Below are 19,634 nucleotides of genomic sequence, written 5' to 3'. Positions count from 1 at the left end.
GCCTGCCCCATGACACCGGGGGAAGGTCATCATGCGGCGGGACCCGCTCCGGAAGCACCCCGCCCCCGCATCGACTTGTGCTTGAACTCCACTGATGACTTGGTCGCGTCCAGGATCCAGGTGCCGGCGCTGAGGTCGGACAGTCTGGTGGAGGGCTGGGCGGGGTGTGGGGTTCGCGGGCTCGTGTGTTCGGCGCCTGCTCCCGCCTCGTGGCACTTCAGGGTGTCTGTGCGTGGCCCGGCAGTTTCCGCACCGCCGGGCCACGCGCGGGTCAGGCGAGGCCGAGCTGCTTGTAGAAGGTGTTGTTGTCCGTCTGGGTCCGCGGCCGCGCCGCGCGGCCATCCGGTACCAGTGGATCGCGGACGTCTTCGCCGACCAGGCCATCGCCATCAGCGGACTGATTTACCGAACGCGTTGGAACGATCCCGTACGTAGCAACACGGCGGACGGGAGTCGATGTGCGAGCGGGGATGGTCCTGGAGGATCTACGGGTCCAGACAATGCCGGCTGGCGGCGGACGGGCGTACGCGATCCTGTGGCCGGACGGCCTGGTTGACGAGGAGTCGGACGGGTTCCTTCGCCAGTACGACGGCTCGGGCACGCAGAGGACGTACGCCTACTGCCTCGTCGATCACCTGCGCTGGCGCGTCCGGGAAGGGTTGTCGACCGAGACGGTGAGGCTGCTCGACCTCCATCGCTACATGGGGGCGATCGGCGCGAAGGTGATGATGCCCCACGGGCAACCGTGGCGGGTTCCGCCGAAGCGCCCCTGCGGTGACTCGGCCCTCCAGGTCGCAGCGGCTTGCCTCAAGGGCTTCTACCTGCACCTCTGCGCTGGGGGAGGGGTCAACGACGCGTTGGCGGTCGAGCTCGCCGGGAGGCGACTGCCGACGAAGGCTGACAAGAGCTGGGCATTCCTGGGGCACGTGAAGAAGTCGATGCCGGCCAATCCGCTGGGCCCGAAACGGCCCACCAGGCGCCGTCATCCGAAAATGCTGCCCGATGGGGCCCGGCACGACCTTCTGGGCGTCGTGAACACGGCTCGTGACGGGATGGTCGTGACCTGGCTTTCCGACACCACGATGCGGATCGGGGGGCTGACGGGTCTGCACCTGTCCGATCTGCATTTGCGGGAGAACGCCGACTGCGGGGACTGCAAGGCACCACACGTGCACGTGTGCCATCGCAGGGCGAACCCCAACCGGGCGGCAGCGAAGATCAAGCCGGACTGGGCGGTGGTCGACGGGGTGGTGACCAAGGGAGATGTCTACCTGGTCAGCCCGGCGATGATCAGCAGCTATTTCGCCTACATGACCACGGAGTACAGGCTGCATGCCTCCGCCCACGGCATACCGGATCGGTGAGCTCATGGGCCACATCCGCGACTTCGACCAGATGGTCCCTGGCGATTCACTTCAGACACTGACCACCGAAAACACCACCCTCAGGCACCGCATCCAACAGCTCACCCGTGAGCACCGCACCTTGCAGGAACGTCTGGAGGGGGCCCGCTCCAACCTTCGCTTCAGCGACAAACGCATCGCCGCACTTGAAGTGGACCTTCTCGAAGCCCAGCGGCAGTAACGACTCGGAGATCATTTAATGCTGCTCGTCGAGGAGCCGAGCGAGTACGTCCAGCGGCAGGCTGACGTTGCCGCGGTGGTGCCGGCGCTCATTGTGAGGGCCGTGATCGCGCACTACGCTGGCCGCCGTCGCGAGGGAACATAAGGGGATGGGGACACCATGGCGAAGGCCCGCACACAGATAGCTAAAGGGGTCGTCTACGCACTGATGCTGGTCCCGCTCACCGGTTGTTCCAGCACCCCAGAACAGACGCCTGAAAAGGTTGTGGTGACCGTAACGGCCACCGCTCCGCAACCCGCCCCTGCGCCGACCATCGATGCGGAGGAAAGGAAGCGCATTGTCCAGAACAGTGCGAGTTCTGCGGGCGCACGGGTGAAGCGTGAAGGCGGAAGCTGTGTCGAGCACGTTCCGCCGGAGTACACCGAAGATGAGCGGAGACTCTTCATACTGACGTGTAACCTCGCGGCGTTCTAGCCTCGATCTTTCGTGATTGGCCGTCAGCTTCGACTGGCGGCCGATCTGCGTTCGAGGGTGTTCTTCGGGCGTGAGGACGGCCCGGCTGTCGCGTCGGGTGGGCGCCGGGTTCCACTGCTCCGGCGAGGTGGTTCAGGTTCGTCGGGACGGTTGAATCTGCTGGTCAGCCGGGGTTCGGGAGGGCGTCGCGGCGCCGGTCGCGGCTACCCCTCAACACCACCGATGGCCTCGCCCCCTGACGGGGCGAGGCCATCACGCCATTTCTGCCCTGCTGCCCGAGCCAGCCACGTCACGGACGCCTACGTCACGCGTTTCGCAGCTCACATCCGATCCGGACACCCCCCATGTCGGAAAACTGGACAGCGCGGCCCAGAACCGGGCCAAGGCCCTCTGCACCGGCTGCCCGGTGCGCACCGAATGCCTTGCCTACGCCCTCGACCACCGGATCGAGCACGGAATCTGGGGTGGCATGACCGAACGTGATCGGCGGGCGCGCGCAGCGGGCCGGGTGATGCCGCGTCACGCGACGGCGGTCCCCTCGAGCTCGACCATCTGGCCGGGGATCGCCAGTCGCGTCACCCCGAGCATCGTGGTGGCCGGCGCCACCTCGGCTGCGCCGAGCCGCGCCGCCAGGACGCCGTAGTGCTGGAAGAGCAGGTCGACGTCGGTCGTGTACACATTGAGCCGCACGAGGTCCGCGAGAGACATCCCGGCCTCGCCGAGCACGGCCTCCAGGTTGTCGACGCTCAGCGTCAACTGCGCAGCCATATCCCCCTCGTGCAAGGGCTTGCCGTCGCCGCTCATCGCGGTCTGCCCCGAGATGTACAGCGTGCGGGTGTGCCCGGAGACGACCTCCCCCTGGTTGAACCCCATCTCCACGGACCACGTCACCGGGTTGACCGCCGTTCGCTCCATCGCGTCATCAGCTCCATTCGATTCATCAGGAATACGTGCGTACGAACATCCGTCCGCCCGTGGGCTCGGGGCGCCACCGGCCTTGACGTCGTGTTGAAGAGCCTGCCAACAAATCACGACACCCTTGGTCATGTATTCCGATAAAATTCCCCGCATGCGCGCCGACCGACTGGTCTCCCTGGTACTTCTGCTGCGCCAGCGCGGCCGGCTCACCGCGGACACGCTGGCCGGCGAGCTGGGGGTGTCCACCCGCACCGTGCTGCGCGACATCGAGGCGCTCTCGGCGGCCGGCGTACCGGTCTACGCCGAACGCGGCCGGCACGGGGGTTTCGCACTGCTGCCCGGCTTCCGGACCGAGCTCACCGGGCTGAACCACGACGAGGCCCTTGCCCTGCTGACCGCCGGATCGGGCCGCGGCGAGCAGGTGTTCGGACTCGGCTCGGCGCTCGCTTCGGCCATGCGGAAGGTGGTCGACGCGCTGCCGGAAGGCCACCGGGCCACCGCGAGCGACGCGGCCCGGCGGTTCCTCGTCGAGCCGGAGACGGACCTGCTCTCACGCAGGCCGGTCACGGACGAGGTACCCGGCACCACCATGATCGAGGTCCGGCGCGCGGTGCTCGCCGGACACAAGCTGCGCATCCACTACGAGGCCACCGGCCGGCCGCCGCAGTGGCGCACGGTGGACCCGATCGGCCTGGTCACCGTGCGCGACCGCATCTACCTGCTGGCGACCCGGGCCGGTGAGGACCGTACCTACCGGCTGTCCCGGGTGCTGGCCGCCGAGGAACTCCCCGAGCCGGCGCAGCGGCCGAACCGGGTCGACCTGGACCGGATCTGGCGGGAACGCTCCGCCCAGTTCCTCGGCGACAACCACATCACCGTGCTGGTGCGGGTGGAGCCGGCCCGGCGGGAGGACCTGCTGGACACCGCGGTGGCCGTCCGCGCCGAGGAGCCCGACGCGGACGGCCGGCTGCGGCTTGAACTGACGTTCCAGGACTCATGGCACGCGGAATGGGCGCTGTGGCAGCTCGGCACGGACGCGGAGGCCCTCGCCCCGCAATCGCTGCGCACCGCCCTGCGCGACCGCGCCACCGCGATGGCCACCCGCTACGGGGCCCCCTCCTGAGACGGGCGCCGGCGCAGGTGCGTCGTGAGGTGGTGCTGCAGGGGCTGTCCCACCGCGGCCATGTCGTGAACGACCGTCATCTCGCCGTCCCCGACCGTGTAGCGGCGCCGGGTGCCCGTGACCTCCTTGGCCAGCGGGGTCAGCGACACGTCCTTGGTCTCGATCTCGATCTCCGCACCGGACACCCGCCCGACGTACGTCTCGACGATGCCGGTCGGATGGGCGAGCACGACCTCCAGGGAGGCGTCGGGCGTCACCCGCCACCAGCCGGCCTCGCGTCCCGCCGGCCGCACGGGCGCCCCGGACGCGTCGATCAGCCAGGCGCGTGCCTCGTAGCGGAGGAAGGGGCGGCCGTCGTGGCTGAAGGTGATCTCCTGCTCGTAGCGGAAGTCCTGTTCGAGCGTCGGGTACTCGCCCTGCCCGCGGCCGTGCCAGCGTCCCAGCAGGGCCAGGACGGGCCGCAGTTGCGGGTGCGGTGCGGGGCCTTCGCCGAGGACGTGGCTGTCAGGGTAGGGATTTTCCTGCACCGACTCGAACATGTTCACCTTGCCTGTCTGCGTGGACCCCCGAAGGCCGCAGCTTAACGGCAGGGCGCCGCCCGCCCCGCCCCTGGGCACGGGGCGGAGCGGGCGGCCACGGCGCGGCGGGAGCCGGGCGGTCACCGGGCCGGCAGGGCCCCCGCGACCGAGGCCGGAACCGGCGCGAGACCGGCCGGCCGGGTGGTGAAGGTGCCCCGGCCCTGCGTCCGGCCGCGCAGCCGGGACGCATAGCCGAACAGCTCGGCCAGCGGCACGGCCGCCGTGATCACCGCGGTCCCGGCCTCGGCCGTGGAACCGCTGACCCGGCCTCGGCGGGCCGCGAGGTCACCGAGCACGCCCCCGACGCCGTCCTCCGGGACCGTCACCGTGACTTCGACGAGCGGTTCCAGGAGCTCCATCGTGCTCAGGCGCAGCGCCTCGCGCAGCCCGAACCGGCCCGCCGCGCGGAACGCCATCTCCGAGGAGTCCTTGGAGTGGGTCGCCCCGTCGGTGAGCGTGACCCGCAGCCCCGTCACCGGGAACCCGCCGAGCGGCCCCTCGGCGAGCGCGTCCCGGCAGCCCGCCTCCACGGCGCGCGCGTACTCCTGCGGCACGCGCCCGCCGACGACCGTCGAGCGGAACTCGAAGCACGGCTCCTCCAGCGGCTCGACGTCGAGGACGACGTGCGCGAACTGACCCGCCCCACCGTCCTGTTTGACGTGCCGGTGGACGAGTCCGCGGACCCCGCGCACGACCGTCTCCCGGTAGGAGACCTGCGGCCGGCCCACGACGACCTCCACCCCGTGGCCACTGCGGATCTTCTCCACCGCGACCTCCAGATGCAGCTCGCCCATCCCCGACAGCACGGTCTGGCCGCTCTCCGGGTCGGACCGCACCACCAGGGAGGGGTCCTCCTCGGCGAGCCGCGCCAGTGCGGCCGAGAGCCGGCCCGTGTCGATGTTGCGCCGGGCCTCGACCGCGACGGACACCACCGGCTCGGCCACCGACGGCGGTTCGAGGACCAGGGGTGCACCCGGCACGCACAGGGTCGTTCCCGCCCGGGCGGCCTTCAGCCCGATCACCGCGACGATGTCACCGGCCACCGCCTCCTCCCGTTCCTCGTGCCGGTCGGCCTGGACCCGCAGGATCCGGCCGACCCGCTCCGTACGGCCCGTGGCCGCGTCCAGTACCGTCGCGCCCTTGCGCAGCGTGCCCGCGTACACCCGCAGGTAGGTCAGGCGCCCGGTCGCCGTCGCGGTCACCTTGAAGGCGAGGGCCGTGAAGGGCTCCGCCGGGTCCGGGGCGCGCTCCTGCTCCGCACCGTCCGCCGCCAGCCCCCGTACCGCAGGCATGTCGGCGGGCGACGGCAGATACGCGAGCACCGCGTCCAGCAGCGGCTCGATCCCGCGGTTGCGGTACGCCGAGCCGCACAGCACGACCACGCCGTCCCCGCGGAGCGTCAGCTCGCGCAGGGCGCGCACCAGGGTGCGCTCCGTCAGGGCCGAGGCCGAGCAGAACTCCTCCAGGGCGTCGGCGTGCAGCTCGGCCACCGTCTCCTCCAGGAGCCGGCGCCGCCGGGCCGCTTCCTCCAGGAGCGCCTCGGGTACCGTGCCCTCCTGGTAGGTGTCGGCGTCGGCCCGCCAGTTCAGCGAGCGCATGCGCAGCAGGTCGACGACGCCGGAGAACGAGTCCTCCGCTCCGATCGGCAGCTGCACCACCAGCGGAACGACGCCCAGCCGTGCCCGGATCGACGCGACCGCCGTATCGAGGTCGGCGCCGGCCCGGTCCAGCTTGTTGACGAACGCGATGCGCGGTACACCGTGCCGGTCGGCCTGCCGCCAGACCGTCTCGCTCTGCGGTTCTACGCCGGCGACGGCGTCGAACACCGCGACCGCCCCGTCCAGCACCCGCAGGGAACGCTCGACCTCGTCGGAGAAGTCGACGTGCCCCGGGGTGTCGATCAGGTTGACGCGGTGACCGCCCCACGCGCAGCTCACGGCCGCGGCGAAGATGGTGATGCCGCGATCGCGTTCCTGGGCGTCGAAGTCGGTGACGGTCGTGCCGTGGTGGACCTCGCCCCGCTTGTGGATGGCACCGGTCGCGAACAGGATCCGTTCGGTGATGGTGGTCTTGCCGGCGTCGACGTGGGCGAGGATGCCCAGGTTGCGGACGGCGGTGGGGGAAGTCGTGATGAAGGGCTGCCTGTTGGCGCGCATGGCCCGAGGCCTTTCGAGTGTGCAGAGGAAGAGGGCGGCGCGATTCCCGGACTCCGGCCCCGGTCCCCACGGGCAGCCGCAGCGCCGCCGTCCCGACCGGAGGAGGTCCGGGCAGGAGGCGTCAGGGCGTTGCGGGAGCAGGAGGGGATGGAACCTAGGGGTGGGTCACGGGCGTACGGTGACTGCCGCGCGGCAGGCACCGCGCGCTGCGAGACACCGGGATCACGTCGTACCGGGACGGGGGAGCGAAGGCGGCAGTGCGGTACGTGCACATGGCGCGGCTCCCCTTCTCTTCACTCGGCATGGGCGCGGTGCCCTGTCGGCAGCGCGCACGGCGAGTCTAATGACCGGGCCGTCCGGGGGCACCGGGTTTTCCCCGGGCCCGCCGCGGGGCGGAATTGACGCCACGTCAGTGGCGACCGGGCGCCTGGAGGATGTCGACGCCTGCGCTCTCGGCCCGGCTCGGCTTCACCGGCATCGAACGGCACCCGGACGAGAGTGTCACCACCATTCCCGGACACCGGGGTGGTGATCCTCCCCGAGCTGTTCCGCCGGCTCAAGGAGTACAGGGGGAGTCACCCCGGCAGCGTCAGCCCGCCCGGCGCGTGACGGGCAGGCGCAGCACCAGCCGGGCACCCCCGGAGCCGTCCCCGGCCCGCTCCCCGGAACTGTCCTCGGCGGTCAGGGTGCCTCCGTGGCGGGCGCTCAGGTCACGGGCGATGGCCAGGCCCAGGCCCGCCCCGCCGTGATCGCGGCTGCGCGAGTCGTCGAGCCGGGTGAAGCGTTCGAAGACCCGCTCCCGGTCCGCCGCGGGAATCCCCGGGCCGTCGTCGACGACCTCCAGCACGGCGGTGCCCGGCCCCGCGCCCTTCGTCGTGCGCAGGGTGATCTCCACGTGCCGGTCGGCGAAACGCTGTGCGTTGTCGACGAGATTGGTCACGACACGGCCCAGCCACAGGGCCCCCGCGGTGACCCGCACCTCGGGCTCCAGGGCCAGCCGTACGGGGACCCGGTCGCCGTGGCGGCCCTCCACCACCTCGCGCACCAGGGACGTCAGGTCCAGAGGGGCGGCGACCACGGGCTGGGCCGCGTCGATACGGGCGAGCAGCAGCAGATCGGCCGTCAGGTGCTGAAGCCGTTCGATGTCCTCCAGGGCCCCGCCGATCAGCTCGGGCCACAGCTCCGGGTCCTGCACGGCCAGCGCCACCTCCAGCTGGGTGCGCAGGACGGTGATCGGGCTGCGCAGCTCGTGGGAGGCGTCGGCGATGAACTGCCGCTGCCGGATGCCGGAGGCCTCCAGCCGGTCCAGGGTGGCGTTCATCGTCTCGGCCAGCCGGGCGACCTCGTCCCGGGTCGCCGGCACCGGCACCCGGCGGTGCAGGCCGCGGTCGGAGATCTCGGCGACCTCGGCCCGGATCGCCTCCACCGGCCTGAGCGCGTGACCGGTGACCCGCCAGGTCACGAGGGCGACGGTGGCCAGCAGCAGGGGCAGGCCGATGACGAGGGCGGCGGTGGTGGTGTCGTCGGCCGCGTCCGCGTCCCGCAGGGACGCGCCGGCGTAGACGATGGCCATGCCGTCCGGGGTCTGCGTGACGACCTGGACGACCCGCTGCCGGTTCTCGGCGTCCACCGGGCGGACCCGCCACGTGTGGGAACGGGTTCCCGGGGCGTCGGGGGCGGGCGGCGGGAAGGCGGGCACACCGGCCAGGTTCGGGCTGGCGAACAGGATGCGCCCGTCCGCGTCCACCACCTGGACGAAGTCGATGCCGCGGGCCTGCGGACGTACCCGGGCCAGCTTCCCGGTGGCGGCGAGCTGCGCCACGGTCTCGGCCTGCCGCCGGGCGTCGCTCTCCGCGTTGCGGAGCAGGTTGGCCTCCAGCAGCCCGAGCAGGGCGAACGAAGCGAGTGCCAGCGCCGCGGCCACCACCGCGCTGGCGCCCACCGTGGCCCGCGCCCGTACGGTGGTGGGCCACATCCGCCGCAGCACCGGCCACCGGCGCACGGCCGCACCCGTGGTCCCGCGCACGGCGGTGCCCGCGCGCTCCCGCAGGCCGCGACGCTCAGCCACCGTCGGCCGCCAGTCGGTACCCGGCCCCGCGTACGGTCTCCAGCGCGGCGCGGCCGAACGGCGCGTCGATCTTGCGGCGGACCGCGCTGACGTGGACCTCGACCACATTGGGATCGCCGTCGAAGGCGCTGTCCCACACCTGTTCCAGGATGTCCCGCTTGGGCACCACCTCGCCGGAGCGCCGGGCCAGGTACTCCAGGACCGCGAACTCCCGCGCGGTGAGCCGTATCTCCGTGCCGCCGCGGGAGCAGGAGTGCCGGGCGGGGTCGAGCAGCAGGTCGCCGAACCGCATCACCTGGGGCTGCCGGCGGCCCGTACGGCGGCCGAGCGCGCGCAGCCGGGCGACCAGGACGAGGTAGGAGAACGGCTTGGACAGGAAGTCGTCGGCGCCCGTGTCCAGCGCCTCCGCCTCGTCGTACTCGCCGTCCTTCGCCGTGAGCATCAGGATCCCGGACTCGTTGCCGGCCGCGCGCAGCTTCGAGCAGATCCGGTAGCCGTTGAGGCCGGGCAGCATGATGTCGAGCACGATCAGGTCGTAGTCGTGCTCCGTCGCCATCCACAGGCCCTGCGGGCCGTCGTGGGCCATGTCCACCGAAAAGCCCTCCGACTGCAGCCCACGCTGCAGGGCCACGGCGAGCCGCCGTTCGTCCTCCACCACCAGTACGCGCATGCCGGACAGGATCGCAGTACCGCTCCGCCGCCGGCTGAAGAGGTCTTCAGGTGGCTTCAGCGGAGCTTCAGCATCCGCTGTTCATGCTCTGGAACGAGCCGCGCACCGCGCCCGGTTGTCCTGAGGAGTGCCTGTATGTCTGATTCTGTCCCGCCGCCGTCCGAGCAGGCCAAGCCGTCCGATCCGGCCGGGACCGCCCCGGTCACCGCCCCCGAGGCAGGAGCCGGCAGGTCCGCGACCCTGGGTCGCTTCGTGCCCCGCGGCAGGCGCGCCCGCTGGGTGGCCGCGGGCGCGGCCACGGTGGTCGTCGTCGTCGGCGGACTGACGGCGGTGGCCGTGGCCGAGCACCACGACCACCACGGGCGCATCGACCGGGGCCCGCGCATCGCCTGGGCCGGACCCGGCCCCGAGGGCGGCTTCCGGGACGGCCCGAAGCCCGAGCGGGCGCCCGGGAAGCCGGGACGCCCCGGCGGCCCCGAGGTGCGCGACGAGCTCGGCCGCCACGAGGGCGCCGACGGGCGGGGCGGCATCACCAAGATGGCCCCGGCACCCGCCCCCATCCCCTCCCTGGCCATCGGCGAGGCGGCCGAGAAGGCCGCTGCCGCGGTGCCCGGAGGCAAGGTGGCGAGTCTGCGCGCGGTCGCCCAGGAGGGCGGCGGCAGCGCCTGGCTGGCCGTGGTCGTCGGCTCCGACGGAGTCCGGCACGCGGTCACCGTGTCCGGCACGGACGGCTCGATCACGAGCAACACGACCAAGGACCGCTGAGAAGCGGTTCGGGCAGGACCGTCAACGCACCGACGACGACGCCGCGCCGGCACCGCCCGGCGTCGTCGTCGGCGGAGTGGGCTGCGGCGAACCCTGGAGGGCCAGCGCGGTGAGTACGACCAGCGAGTCCGTCCACCCCAGGGGCGCCACGGCGGACGGCAGGCCCGCCCCGTTCACGGTCTCCGGCAGCTCGCCCAGCCCGTTGCGCTTGGACAGCACCCAGTCGAGCACCTCGTCGGCCTTCGCCCGTTCACCCGTACCGGCCCAGGCCAGGGCGAAGAAGGAGGTGCTTGCCGTCCAGGCGTACGCGCCCCAGCTGAAGGAGGGGTCGTTGCCCGGCGAGAGCCCGCCGTTCGGCAGCAGCAGCGCCCGGTAGGTGGAGTCCAGCGCCTCGCCCAGCCCGGCCGGGGCGGAGTTGAACGGGGGCGCCATGAACGCCACCGCGCTGTCCCGGCCGTGATTGCCGTCCACGGTCCGCTGGTACCCCAGCGGTGCGAAGCCGGACGCGATCCCCGCGGACAGCCGCCGGGCCGCCTCCCCCCAGCGCTCCGCGTCCTCGTCGATGCCCAGCCGGGCGGCCAGGTCGGCCGCGGAGTTGAGTCCGGCCAGCAGGGGAGCGGCGGTACCGATGTTGGTGGTCGTCGTGTCCAGCTCCCAGTAGTCCGGGGACGCCGGAGGCAGCCCGTCCGGCCCCAGCGACCGGGCCGCGTAGTCGGCGGCCTTGCGCACCATCGGGTAGAGGGCGCGCAGCCGGTCGTCCCGCCCGTCGGGCGGCGCCGCCCGGTACCACTGCCAAGTGGCCCAGGGCACCCAGCCGTTGCCGTCCAGCTGCCACTTCCGTGCGTCCGGCGGTCCGCTGCCGTCCAGCTTCGTACGGGCCTCCCAGGTGCCGTCGGCCCGCTGGGTTCGCGCGTCGTATCCCAGGATCCGGTACGCCTCCTCGTCGTGCCCGGTGGCGGCGAAAGCGGCCGCCGCGAACGCCCCGTCGCGGGGCCAGGAGTACTCCCACGGCGGAGCCCAGGCGGCCGCGAAGGCTCCGCCCGGTTTCAGCAGCGCCCGCATCGACAGCAGGGCGCGCTGCGACGCCGCCCGCTGCGCGGCGGTCGCTCCCGGCACCCTGCCCGAGGCGAGCCATGCGCGGCTCTCCTCGGCCTGCGCCAGGGCGCCCGGGTCGTCCGCCTCGACCACCACCGACGCGGAGGCCCCTTCGGGCAGGTACCGCCACCGGCCCGACGGCAGGCGCAGCACATTGCTCCCGTCGAGGTAGGAGGCGCCCACGGCGAAGGAGGGCAGGACCGCCTCGGTGGCGACCCGGTTCGTCAGCAGGCCCGACGTGCGGGCGGCGAGGGCGGAGGCGGGTACGTAGCAGGGCTCGGTCTCCCCGCAGCGCTCGCTGCCCGCGGGGTTGACGTGGAAGGCCAGCCGTGAGGCGGAGGAGTGCCAGCCGCCCCAGTACGCCCTGTCGTAGTTCCAGCTGGTCAGTGAGCCGGGCACGGCGCGCGTGGTGCCGTACCAGGCGATCGGCCCGCTCTCGGCGGTGCTCGCCTGGAGGTGCAGGTAGTAGGTGCTGCCCGCCGTGACGTCGGCGCTCAGCGGGAATTCGACCCAGCCGGCGCCGGCGCCGCCGAGTGCCGCGAGGTCCACGGTCTGCGAGGCGATCGCCGAGGCGGCGTCCGTGCGGACCCGGCGCACCTGTGCGGTCACGGTGCCCGTCGCCGCCCCGCTGCCCAGCCAGACGCTCACCCGGGAGAGCCGGGTGCCGTCCACCGTGAACGCCTGGGCCGCCGCGTTGTTCGTGGCCTTCACGCTGAACAGCGCGGTCTCGTGGCCGGCCTGGCCCTCGTAGGACAGGGCGGCCGCCGCGCCGGGCAGCGCTGCGGGTGCCCCGGTCAGCGCCAGGGAGAGTACGGCGGGCAGCAAGGTCCTCACGTACGCCATCTGATGGGCCCTTCCTCCTCGACGGGCGCGCGGGGCGAAGGGCCGGGGCGCCGAAAGCTGGACCCACCATGCAGCTGTCCGCCCCTGCAGAGGGGGGAGTCGGGACGTGTCCCACCGGATGGGGTCCTTTTCGGCATCCGATCGTGTGACGGAAACACCGGCGAGGACCGTACGGGCGCACGAAGGCTCACGAAGGCGCAGGTGGCGCTCGACGGGCACGCCGGGGCGCGCACGGGTGGACCGGGGCGCACGGGAGAGCGGATGCGCTTCCTGCGCAAGATTTCCGGGGACCGGCTTGCACGATCGGGCTCGTTTTTCGATGGGGTGGTGAATGGGAGCGATCGGTGCTCCACGGCTGCCGGTTCGGGGGCAGGCAGGCCGGTTACGCATGATCCACTCGAAAGGTTCCGCGCCGACGTGAATGTTGCCGAGACGGCCGCCCTCGCGCTGTTAGTCACCACTGCCCGCTATTTGGTCATCGATGTGGTCAGGGCGCCGATGCGCCTGCCGGGCGCGGGGGTACGAACGGGAACCGGTGGGCCATCCGCCGGCCCCCGCCGTGCCGCTCCCCGCGCTCGCCACCATGAGGTCGCCGCCGCCCCGGCGCGCGGCGACGAACAGCTGTGGGGGAGCGTATGAGCGAAGGCGAATTCGATCCATCGGGGGACCGGGCGGTCTCCAGCGAACTGGCCGGCGTACTGCCGGTGGACTTCACCGCTTTCCACTCCCAGCAGCACCGCGCCTATCTGCGCTACGCCCATCTGCAGCTGGGAAATCCCAAGGACGCCGAGGAAGTCGTCGACGACGTGTTCACCTTCTTGCTGAAGGTGTGGCGCCAGGCCCTCAAGGAGGCGAGCCTCCACGGCTTCGCGTGGGCGGTGCTGCGTGAGCACGTCGAGCGGCGGCTGGCGGCCCTGGGCAGACAGGTGGCGATGGTGGAGACGGCGTGGTTCGCCGCACTGCGCCGCTCCTCCAGAGAGCGGCTGGAACTGCTGGAGTCGAAGCTCGGGCTGTACGCGGCGATCGCGGGCCTGTCCGAGCGGCAGTACGACGTGGTGCTGCTGGCCTTCCTCCTGGGCAACGACTCCGACACGGTGGCCCGGATGATGGGGATCACCCCCGCGACGGTCCGCTCGCACATCCGCGGCGCACGCCGCACCCTGTCCCGCAAGCTCGGGGTGGACTGGATTCCCGGAGAGGAGAAGGACTAGTGAGCGACATGCCCCGCCACCGCGACATGCTGCTGTGCGAACTGGACGCGGCCCTCGAGGACGCGACGGTACTCGGGGAGGAGTACGCCGGATACGACGAGGGTGCGGCGCGCCGCAGGATCGCCCGCCGGATCGTCGCCGACCGCGCCCGCTCGGCGACGGGAACCACCGGACCTCCCGGAGTCGTGCCCCTTCCGGCGCGCGCGCACACGGCATTCGCGGCGGCCGACGACCTCGTCCTCGACGCCGCCTGCCACGTGCGCGCCGCCCGGGGTCTGGACGACCTCACCTGGAGCCTCGTGGAGAGCCGGCCCTTCGCCGAACTCGCCCTCGACGCCGACTCCTGGCCCCACGGCGTGGATTCCGCGCTGCTGTTCGGCTGCCTGCTCCACCTGGCCGACCGGATGGAGGCCGCGCAGTTCTGGTTCCAGTACGCGGCCGGGGCGGGCTCGCGGACCGCCGCCAGCTGCCTCTACCTGCTCCACCTCTCCCGTGCCGAGGTCGCCACCGCCCGCTACTGGAAGTGCCAGGCCCGGACCCTTTCCCGGGAGGATCACCTGCCGCCCCTGCCACAACTCCCGGAACACCTCGAGGAGGCCCTCGGAGCCTCGGTGATCTGGGCCTCCCCGCCCATCACCACCCAGGACCTCACCGCCCTCACCACCGGACCCGGAGAAGCCGGCCGACCCCCGTGCCGGCTTCCCGTACGACTGCGGCAGGCACTCATGGCCCGGCCCCGCAGGCAACACCCCGACCTGGGGGAGGTCTTCACCCCCGGCCCACAGATCGCGGTCGCCGTCGCCCGGAACGCACGGCTCAACCCCCTCCACCTGACGGACCAGGCGAACGTCTGGGCACTCGAGGCCCTGAAACAGCCCCACCTGACCCACGCGGCCCGGAAAACCAGCGAAGGACAGCCCGCCCCCGCCCCACTGGAATCCGTCCACCAGGCACTGCGCGTCCTGGAGGTCATCAACCGCTACTCGGGCGGCGTGAACCTGACCCAGATCGCCCGGGAAACCGCACTGCCCCAGCTGGTCCTCGCCCGGGCCGTGGAGCAACTGATCCGGGCGAACCTCGCCACTCCGACGGGCGCGGACGCGTACGTCGCCGGCAACGCCCTCCAGCTGGCGGACTCGACGACCGGAGAAGGACGCGGGCACCTGCGCGAGACCCTCGCCTGGGTGCGGGACGCCGTCGGCGCCGCGGTCTACGTCGCCCGCTACACCGACGGCGAGGTCTCCATCACCCAGTACGCCGACGGCCCGGCGGCACCCCTGGTGGAGGAGTGGGTCGACTTCCGCGTCGCCGCCCACGCCTCCGCGGTGGGCAAGGCCCTGCTGGCCCAGCTCGACTACGACGACCGCAAGGACCACCTGGCCCGGCACCGGCTCACCCGTTTCACCTCCCACACCCTCACCAGCCAGCAGGACCTCTTCCACCAGCTCGACGCCCGGCCGCCGAACGCCCCCCTCCTCGACCTGCAGGAATACGCGGTCGGCACGGTGTGCGCGGCGGTGCCCATCACCGCGGGCCCGAACGCGGAGTGCGTGGCCCTGTCCATCCCCGTCCCCGACCCCGGCCGGCTGAAGCAGGCCGCCCGGATCCTGCAGAGCGAGGCCGCCGCGGTCCTGCTCGCCCTGATCGTCGCCGGCAGCACCCCGTCCACGGCACGCCGGCCGGAGGACACCGTCCTGTCGCCCACGGCCTAGGTCCTGTCGTCGAAGCGAGACGGGCCCGCCGCACCCGAAGTGCGGCGGGCCCGTACGTCGCATCCGCCCTCGGCCAACCGCCCGAAGCGGTCCCGCAACGGTTCCCGGGCCCTCACCGCGGGCCCTGCGCCGCCTCTTCCCGCATGTCGGCGAAGACCCGGTGCAGCGCATCGTCGTGGCCCGCGGAGGCCGCGCCGGTGAAGGCCGCCCGGGCACGGCCGACATCCCCGGACCGGAACGGCCGGGGTGTCTGCGGGGCCAGCCGGATCACGAGGGGAGGGACGCCCGCCTGCTCGTAGGCGGCCAGCTTGTGGTGCCCGTCGAGGAGATAGCCCACCCGGCTCGCTGCGGTGGGGAACAACGCGACCAGTGCGGGGCGGACACCTCCGGTGCGGATGCGCTCGCGGTACCTGCGTACGGCGGCGTGGTCGCCGGGCGGCCAGAAGTCGCTGGTCAGCAGCGCGAGATCCTCGTCCGCGTACCGGTGGTCGACCTGGTGGGCACGGGGGTGCACCACGTGCAGACGGTGCGGAGCCACCTCGGCCGTCATCACGTACCGGCCCGGCGAGAGCAGGGACAGCAGCGGGCGCAGTCGCAGCGGATCCGGCGGCTCGGCCCGGCCGGTACGCGGGTCGGGCACGAGGTCCGGCGCGGTCAGCCACTCGGTCAGCGCCTTGACCTCGGGCATGGCGGACGCGCCCGGGCCGGCGCGGACCGCCAGCCGGCCCATGCTCCCGCAGCCGTCGCCGGCCTCCAGCAGCGCCGGGTCGCCGGCCAGGACGAGCAGGCTGCTGCTCTCGTCCCCGGTCACCTCGATGACGCCGTGCCCGTCGGGGACGTCGAGGACCAGGGCTGTGGGAGCCGGAGGCGGCCGTCCGATCATCAGTCCATCCTAGGATCGTCCTCCGCTTCGGCCGGACCGGCGGGGGCGTCGCGGTACCACCGCGCCACGGCAGGGTGGGTGAAGGACCAGCCGTCCGGCCCCGCCCGCAGGATCTCCGGGCCGGTGGCCTCGGCGAGCAGTTCCAGCAGAACCCCGGGATAGAGGCCCCACAGGGCGAAGCGCGAGGTCAGGACCGCGCGCAACCAGTGCCCCGTCACCGTGACGCCCAGCAGCACCGGCAGGAACACGGGCAGCAAGAGAAGATCGAACCCCGGTGTCAGCGACACCGTGAAGAACAGGACCGGCAGCAGGGCCAGCTCGCTCAGGAACCACCGCGGCGCCGGCCGGCTGGAGGCCTGTTCCGCAAGCCACACGGCACACACCAGCAGCAACGACACCAGGACCAGAGCGAGAGGGGCCAGCTCCGAATCGCCTTCGAATGCCAGCACGAGCATCCAGGCCGCCGCGACCGGGATGCTCTGCAGAAGCCGGAAGCGCACCCGGCCGACGGGATCCGTCGGGGCCGCCCCGGGGTTCAGCCGGTGTCTCAGGTACACGTACCAGCTGCTCCCGATGACGATGCTCAGGAGGAACCCGGACATGTCGGGGGCCGTCGAGGAATCGGTGAAGTCGTTCGCGCCGGTACTGTCGTCCGTGATTCCGAGGAAGAGCCAGATGAGCAGGACCAGCAGGGCCACGTGGACGCCCGCCTGGAGCCGGGAGGGACGGCGCCCGCGGTAGAGCACCCGCAGATCGGCGACGGCTCCGCCCTCCTCCAGCTCCCGCCTGGCGAGCAGGTGCAGCGCCTGGTGGCGGTGCTGTTCCTGGAAGAGCCGCCCGCCGTCCGCGTCCCGGTGGCTGCGGTACGGCGAGAAGGAGCCGAAGAGGTTCCGGACCAGCCGCGCCTCCAGGGATTCGACGGTCGCGTCCTCGGCCACCAGCTCGGACGGAACCGCGCGGCCGTCCGTGTAGAGCAGCCTGGCCGCGCCGGCCAGCGTCGGATCGGCCAGGACGGTGGCCGCCGGCAGCTCCGGCCGGGCGGCGATCGCCGCCAGGACCGGCGCCCACTCCTGCTGCTTGGTACGGGAACGGGAGCTGCGCTGGATCCATCCGTCGAGGTCGGCGGCGCCGACGGGCAGCAGCCGCACTCCGGCGCTCGCGGCGATGACCGTGTCGGTCTGCTCCACCGCCCTGCTGAACTCCGTCCATCCGCTGATGAGGACGAACGGCGCCTGCGCCGGCAACTGGTTGAAGGTGTGCAGTGCCCGGCCGCGCTGACGCAGGGTCAGGCTGTCGAAGTCGTCCAGCAGGGGCAGCAGCCGGTGCCGGCCCAGCAGGGTCCGTACGTCCTCGGCGGTGCAGCCGGTGAGCGCGTCGGCGATTCAGTCGAGGAGGCTGTCCGGGCCGTGGCCGGGCCGCCACCCGCGCAGTGACACGAGCACGGGCACGGCGCCGGCGCCACCGCCTCCGTCCGCGGTCAGCAGCCGGGTGCCCAAGTGCCGGGCGAGCTGGGTCTTGCCGCTGCCCCGGTCGCCGAGGATCAGCAGGCGCCGCCGGCCGGTGAGGGCGAAGATCTCCCCGATCTGGTCGTAGCGGCCGGTGAGGTCGGCGGCGTCGGATCCGGTGTCGGTGAAGTCGGGGCCGACGGTGGAGAAGCGCAGCGGGATGGCGGCCGGGTGGGCGGCGACTCCCCACGGCCGCCGGTCGGGCGCGAGGGTCCGCCAGGCGTCCCGCTCCAGCGAGCTGGGCCGCGGTCCGGCCGGTCCGGCCGGGTCGGCCCGGTCGGCGAGCGCGGCAGTGGCGGCGGGTACCGCCGGGTTGTCCACAACGTCCAGCACGTCCAGCACGTCCGGGGCGTGCGGGGGCTCCGTACGGCCGCCTTCGGCCGGGACGGGGGCGAGGCGGGACCGCTCGTACTGCGCGCGGGCGCGGGCGTGCCGGGCCTCCCACAGGTCCAGGTTGGCACCGGGATCGCAGGCCGTCACCCAGGCCCGTACGAGGTCCCAGCGCGGGAGGTCCCGCCCCGTGGTGGCCGCGCTGAGCGCGCCCTTGCTCCAGTGGGTGAGGGTGTAGAGGTCGTCGAGCTTCAGCCCGGCCGTGGCACGGAGCTCGCGCAGTTCCTGCGCGAGCTCCGCCAGGGCCGGGACGGTGGTGTCGAGCGGCCGCTGCGGCCGCCCCCGCCCCGTTCCCACGGCTCTACCGGCCGATCGGGCCGGGCCGGACGCCGTCCTCGCCGCCATCGGCGGTGATTCGGCGGCCCAGCTCCAGAGCGGTCGTCGTCACCATGACGATCACGGCGAGCGCAGTGCCGGGGGAGTACCCGAGCGCGCCCAGAACGGCCGTCAGCACGGCCACCACCACGATGACGACGATCTTGATCACGAGCGCGGAAGGACGCCCGTGGGGGCGGGGAAACGAGGCCACGGAAATCACCATGACGACAACTCCTTCAATAGCGACGGTCCGGAAGGAAGTGCATCGCGCCTGCGCGGGCCCGTAGTTGGCGCTACGGTTCCGCTCGCGGCCCGGAGGCCGCGGGTGCTCCACCACCATGCCCGAGCACGGCTCCCCGCAACATCCCTTGCTCATGAGCCGAAATGCCCGGCATTCCGCCCATGCCCGCCCCGCCGAACAATTCCCGCGCCCGTCCCGACGGCCGTGAACAATTCCCTCACCGGCGCATCCGGCCAGGTCATGGCCGTCCGGCAGGACCGGATCGTTCACGAAGAACCCGGCGCCCTGAACAATTCCGCCGCGGCGCATACTGCTCCTGCGGCGGATCTCTGAAGATTCGTCACCGCTCGCGCGGGCGCCGCGGTCCGGAACGCGCGCAGGGCGGGGGCCGTTGGCGCGACCTCCGCCCACTGCCCTGCTCCGCCCTCATGCTCCGGCGATGAGACCGGGCAGTTCACGCATCTCGTGGAAGACGACGGTGTCCGTGCCTTCGAGCCGTCCCGCCGGGGTCAGACCTCCCGCATAGCCGAAGGACCGCATGCCCGCGGCGCGGGCCGCCTCGACCCCGGGACGGCTGTCCTCGATCACCACGCACGCCGCCGGGTCGACGCCCATCTTCTGCGCCGCGTACAGGAACAGGTCTGGGGCGGGCTTGCCGCGGCGGACCTCGGCGGCGCTGTAGATGCGGCCCGCGAAGCGTTCGTAGAGGCCGGTGCGGCCGAGGGTGTGGCGCATCTTGTCGTGCGAGCCGCTGGAGGCGACGCAGGTCGGCAGGGTGATCGCGTCGAGAGCCTCGGGCAGTCCGTCGACCGCGGACAACCCGGCGTCCACCGCCTCACGGTGGCGCTCCTCGAAGAGCTCGCGCCAGATGCCGGCGGTTTCGTCGCCGACCCGGGCCACGATGTCCTCGTGGATGGAGGCACTGGACCGGCCGATGAACCGGTCCATGACCTCGTCCTCGGTGAGCGGCCAGCCCAGCTCCGCGCCCAGCGCCACCTGAAGGGGGACCGCGATGCGTTCGGTGTCGACCAGCACCCCGTCGCAGTCGAATATCACGAGTTCTATCGGCTTGATCATTTCCGCAGCATAGGGGCTGCTCC

At 72.5% G+C, this 19,634-nt stretch carries 18 protein-coding genes and 1 pseudogene; 8 read left to right on the top strand and 11 right to left on the bottom strand.

The genetic code is table 11. From position 1 onward, the window contains the following. The first annotated feature begins 470 nt into the window (after nucleotides 1–470). The 4 genes and pseudogenes from OG753_RS03375 to OG753_RS03360 form a co-directional block, all read left to right on the top strand. On the top strand, nucleotides 471–1,364 hold the full coding sequence (locus OG753_RS03375; protein WP_405787045.1) for an integrase: 894 nt from the start codon (nucleotides 471–473) through the stop codon (nucleotides 1,362–1,364). A gap of 4 nt (nucleotides 1,365–1,368) precedes the next feature. Beyond that, nucleotides 1,369–1,584, top strand: coding sequence for a hypothetical protein (locus OG753_RS03370; protein WP_405787044.1), 216 nt, complete (start codon nucleotides 1,369–1,371; stop codon nucleotides 1,582–1,584). A gap of 159 nt (nucleotides 1,585–1,743) precedes the next feature. Then, the gene (locus OG753_RS03365; RefSeq protein ID WP_405787043.1) at nucleotides 1,744–2,058 is read left to right on the top strand and encodes a hypothetical protein; all 315 of its coding nucleotides are present in this window, start codon (nucleotides 1,744–1,746) and stop codon (nucleotides 2,056–2,058) included. A gap of 271 nt (nucleotides 2,059–2,329) precedes the next feature. Continuing rightward, nucleotides 2,330–2,551, top strand: a pseudogene (locus tag OG753_RS03360) (WhiB family transcriptional regulator); the annotation flags it as partial. Nucleotides 2,552–2,577: 26 nt separating this feature from the next. On the opposite strand, the gene OG753_RS03355 reads toward OG753_RS03360, so the two are convergent. Further along, nucleotides 2,578–2,973 carry a RidA family protein gene (locus OG753_RS03355; RefSeq protein WP_327260580.1) on the bottom strand — a complete coding sequence of 132 codons (396 nt, stop codon included), beginning with the start codon at nucleotides 2,971–2,973 and terminating at the stop codon, nucleotides 2,578–2,580. A gap of 154 nt (nucleotides 2,974–3,127) precedes the next feature. Here OG753_RS03355 and OG753_RS03350 point away from each other — a divergent pair, with 154 nt between their 5' ends. Next, a complete protein-coding gene (locus tag OG753_RS03350) occupies nucleotides 3,128–4,099 on the top strand; it encodes a helix-turn-helix transcriptional regulator (RefSeq protein ID WP_405787042.1) in 972 nt (323 codons plus the stop codon). Here the strand turns inward: OG753_RS03350 and OG753_RS03345 are convergent. The 4 genes from OG753_RS03345 to OG753_RS03330 all read right to left on the bottom strand — a co-directional run bounded on the left by OG753_RS03345 (nucleotide 4,081) and on the right by OG753_RS03330 (nucleotide 9,571). After that, complete coding sequence (locus tag OG753_RS03345; protein WP_405787041.1) at nucleotides 4,081–4,638, bottom strand: FABP family protein; 558 nt, start codon at nucleotides 4,636–4,638, stop codon at nucleotides 4,081–4,083. The genes OG753_RS03350 and OG753_RS03345 overlap by 19 nt on opposite strands. Nucleotides 4,639–4,757: 119 nt before the next feature. Beyond that, complete coding sequence (gene fusA / locus OG753_RS03340; protein WP_405787040.1) at nucleotides 4,758–6,833, bottom strand: elongation factor G; 2,076 nt, start codon at nucleotides 6,831–6,833, stop codon at nucleotides 4,758–4,760. Between the two features lie 589 nt (nucleotides 6,834–7,422). Then, on the bottom strand, nucleotides 7,423–8,817 hold the full coding sequence (locus OG753_RS03335; RefSeq protein ID WP_405792522.1) for a sensor histidine kinase: 1,395 nt from the start codon (nucleotides 8,815–8,817) through the stop codon (nucleotides 7,423–7,425). A gap of 76 nt (nucleotides 8,818–8,893) precedes the next feature. Beyond that, entirely contained in the window at nucleotides 8,894–9,571 is a 678-nt protein-coding gene (locus OG753_RS03330; RefSeq protein ID WP_327260575.1) for a response regulator transcription factor, read from the bottom strand. A gap of 135 nt (nucleotides 9,572–9,706) precedes the next feature. Here OG753_RS03330 and OG753_RS03325 point away from each other — a divergent pair, with 135 nt between their 5' ends. Then, nucleotides 9,707–10,336 carry a hypothetical protein gene (locus tag OG753_RS03325; protein ID WP_405787039.1) on the top strand — a complete coding sequence of 210 codons (630 nt, stop codon included), beginning with the start codon at nucleotides 9,707–9,709 and terminating at the stop codon, nucleotides 10,334–10,336. Nucleotides 10,337–10,357: 21 nt separating this feature from the next. Here OG753_RS03325 and OG753_RS03320 read toward each other — a convergent pair whose 3' ends face one another. Further along, complete coding sequence (locus OG753_RS03320) at nucleotides 10,358–12,274, bottom strand: hypothetical protein (RefSeq protein WP_405787037.1); 1,917 nt, start codon at nucleotides 12,272–12,274, stop codon at nucleotides 10,358–10,360. Between the two features lie 635 nt (nucleotides 12,275–12,909). Here OG753_RS03320 and OG753_RS03315 point away from each other — a divergent pair. Both OG753_RS03315 and OG753_RS03310 read left to right on the top strand, forming a co-directional pair. Beyond that, nucleotides 12,910–13,485: a sigma-70 family RNA polymerase sigma factor gene (locus OG753_RS03315; RefSeq protein WP_327260572.1), complete on the top strand. Its 576-nt coding sequence runs from the start codon at nucleotides 12,910–12,912 to the stop codon at nucleotides 13,483–13,485. A gap of 881 nt (nucleotides 13,486–14,366) precedes the next feature. Further along, nucleotides 14,367–15,197, top strand: a complete 831-nt coding sequence (locus OG753_RS03310) for an IclR family transcriptional regulator C-terminal domain-containing protein (protein ID WP_327266638.1) — start codon at nucleotides 14,367–14,369, stop codon at nucleotides 15,195–15,197. Between the two features lie 112 nt (nucleotides 15,198–15,309). Here the strand turns inward: OG753_RS03310 and OG753_RS03305 are convergent, their stop codons facing one another. From OG753_RS03305 to OG753_RS03285, 5 genes are all read right to left on the bottom strand, one after another. Further along, the gene (locus OG753_RS03305; protein ID WP_405787035.1) at nucleotides 15,310–16,080 is read right to left on the bottom strand and encodes a hypothetical protein; all 771 of its coding nucleotides are present in this window, start codon (nucleotides 16,078–16,080) and stop codon (nucleotides 15,310–15,312) included. Then, nucleotides 16,080–17,324, bottom strand: a complete 1,245-nt coding sequence (locus OG753_RS03300; protein WP_327260570.1) for a hypothetical protein — start codon at nucleotides 17,322–17,324, stop codon at nucleotides 16,080–16,082. The genes OG753_RS03305 and OG753_RS03300 overlap by 1 nt, the downstream gene beginning before the upstream one ends. Before the next feature lie 138 nt (nucleotides 17,325–17,462). Continuing rightward, nucleotides 17,463–18,272 carry a helix-turn-helix domain-containing protein gene (locus tag OG753_RS03295; RefSeq protein ID WP_405787033.1) on the bottom strand — a complete coding sequence of 270 codons (810 nt, stop codon included), beginning with the start codon at nucleotides 18,270–18,272 and terminating at the stop codon, nucleotides 17,463–17,465. A 4-nt stretch (nucleotides 18,273–18,276) separates the two neighbouring features. Continuing rightward, on the bottom strand, nucleotides 18,277–18,516 hold the full coding sequence (locus tag OG753_RS03290) for a hypothetical protein (RefSeq protein WP_327260568.1): 240 nt from the start codon (nucleotides 18,514–18,516) through the stop codon (nucleotides 18,277–18,279). Nucleotides 18,517–18,960: 444 nt separating this feature from the next. Beyond that, complete coding sequence (locus OG753_RS03285; protein ID WP_327260567.1) at nucleotides 18,961–19,611, bottom strand: HAD family hydrolase; 651 nt, start codon at nucleotides 19,609–19,611, stop codon at nucleotides 18,961–18,963. Nucleotides 19,612–19,634: the final 23 nt, after the last annotated feature.

Origin of the sequence: Streptomyces sp. NBC_00029 (genome assembly GCF_045160505.1) — a bacterium.
GTDB lineage: Bacteria > Actinomycetota > Actinomycetes > Streptomycetales > Streptomycetaceae > Streptomyces.
The sequence above is the reverse complement of the archived record's forward strand: the minus strand, read 5'-3'. Positions and strand labels throughout refer to the sequence as shown.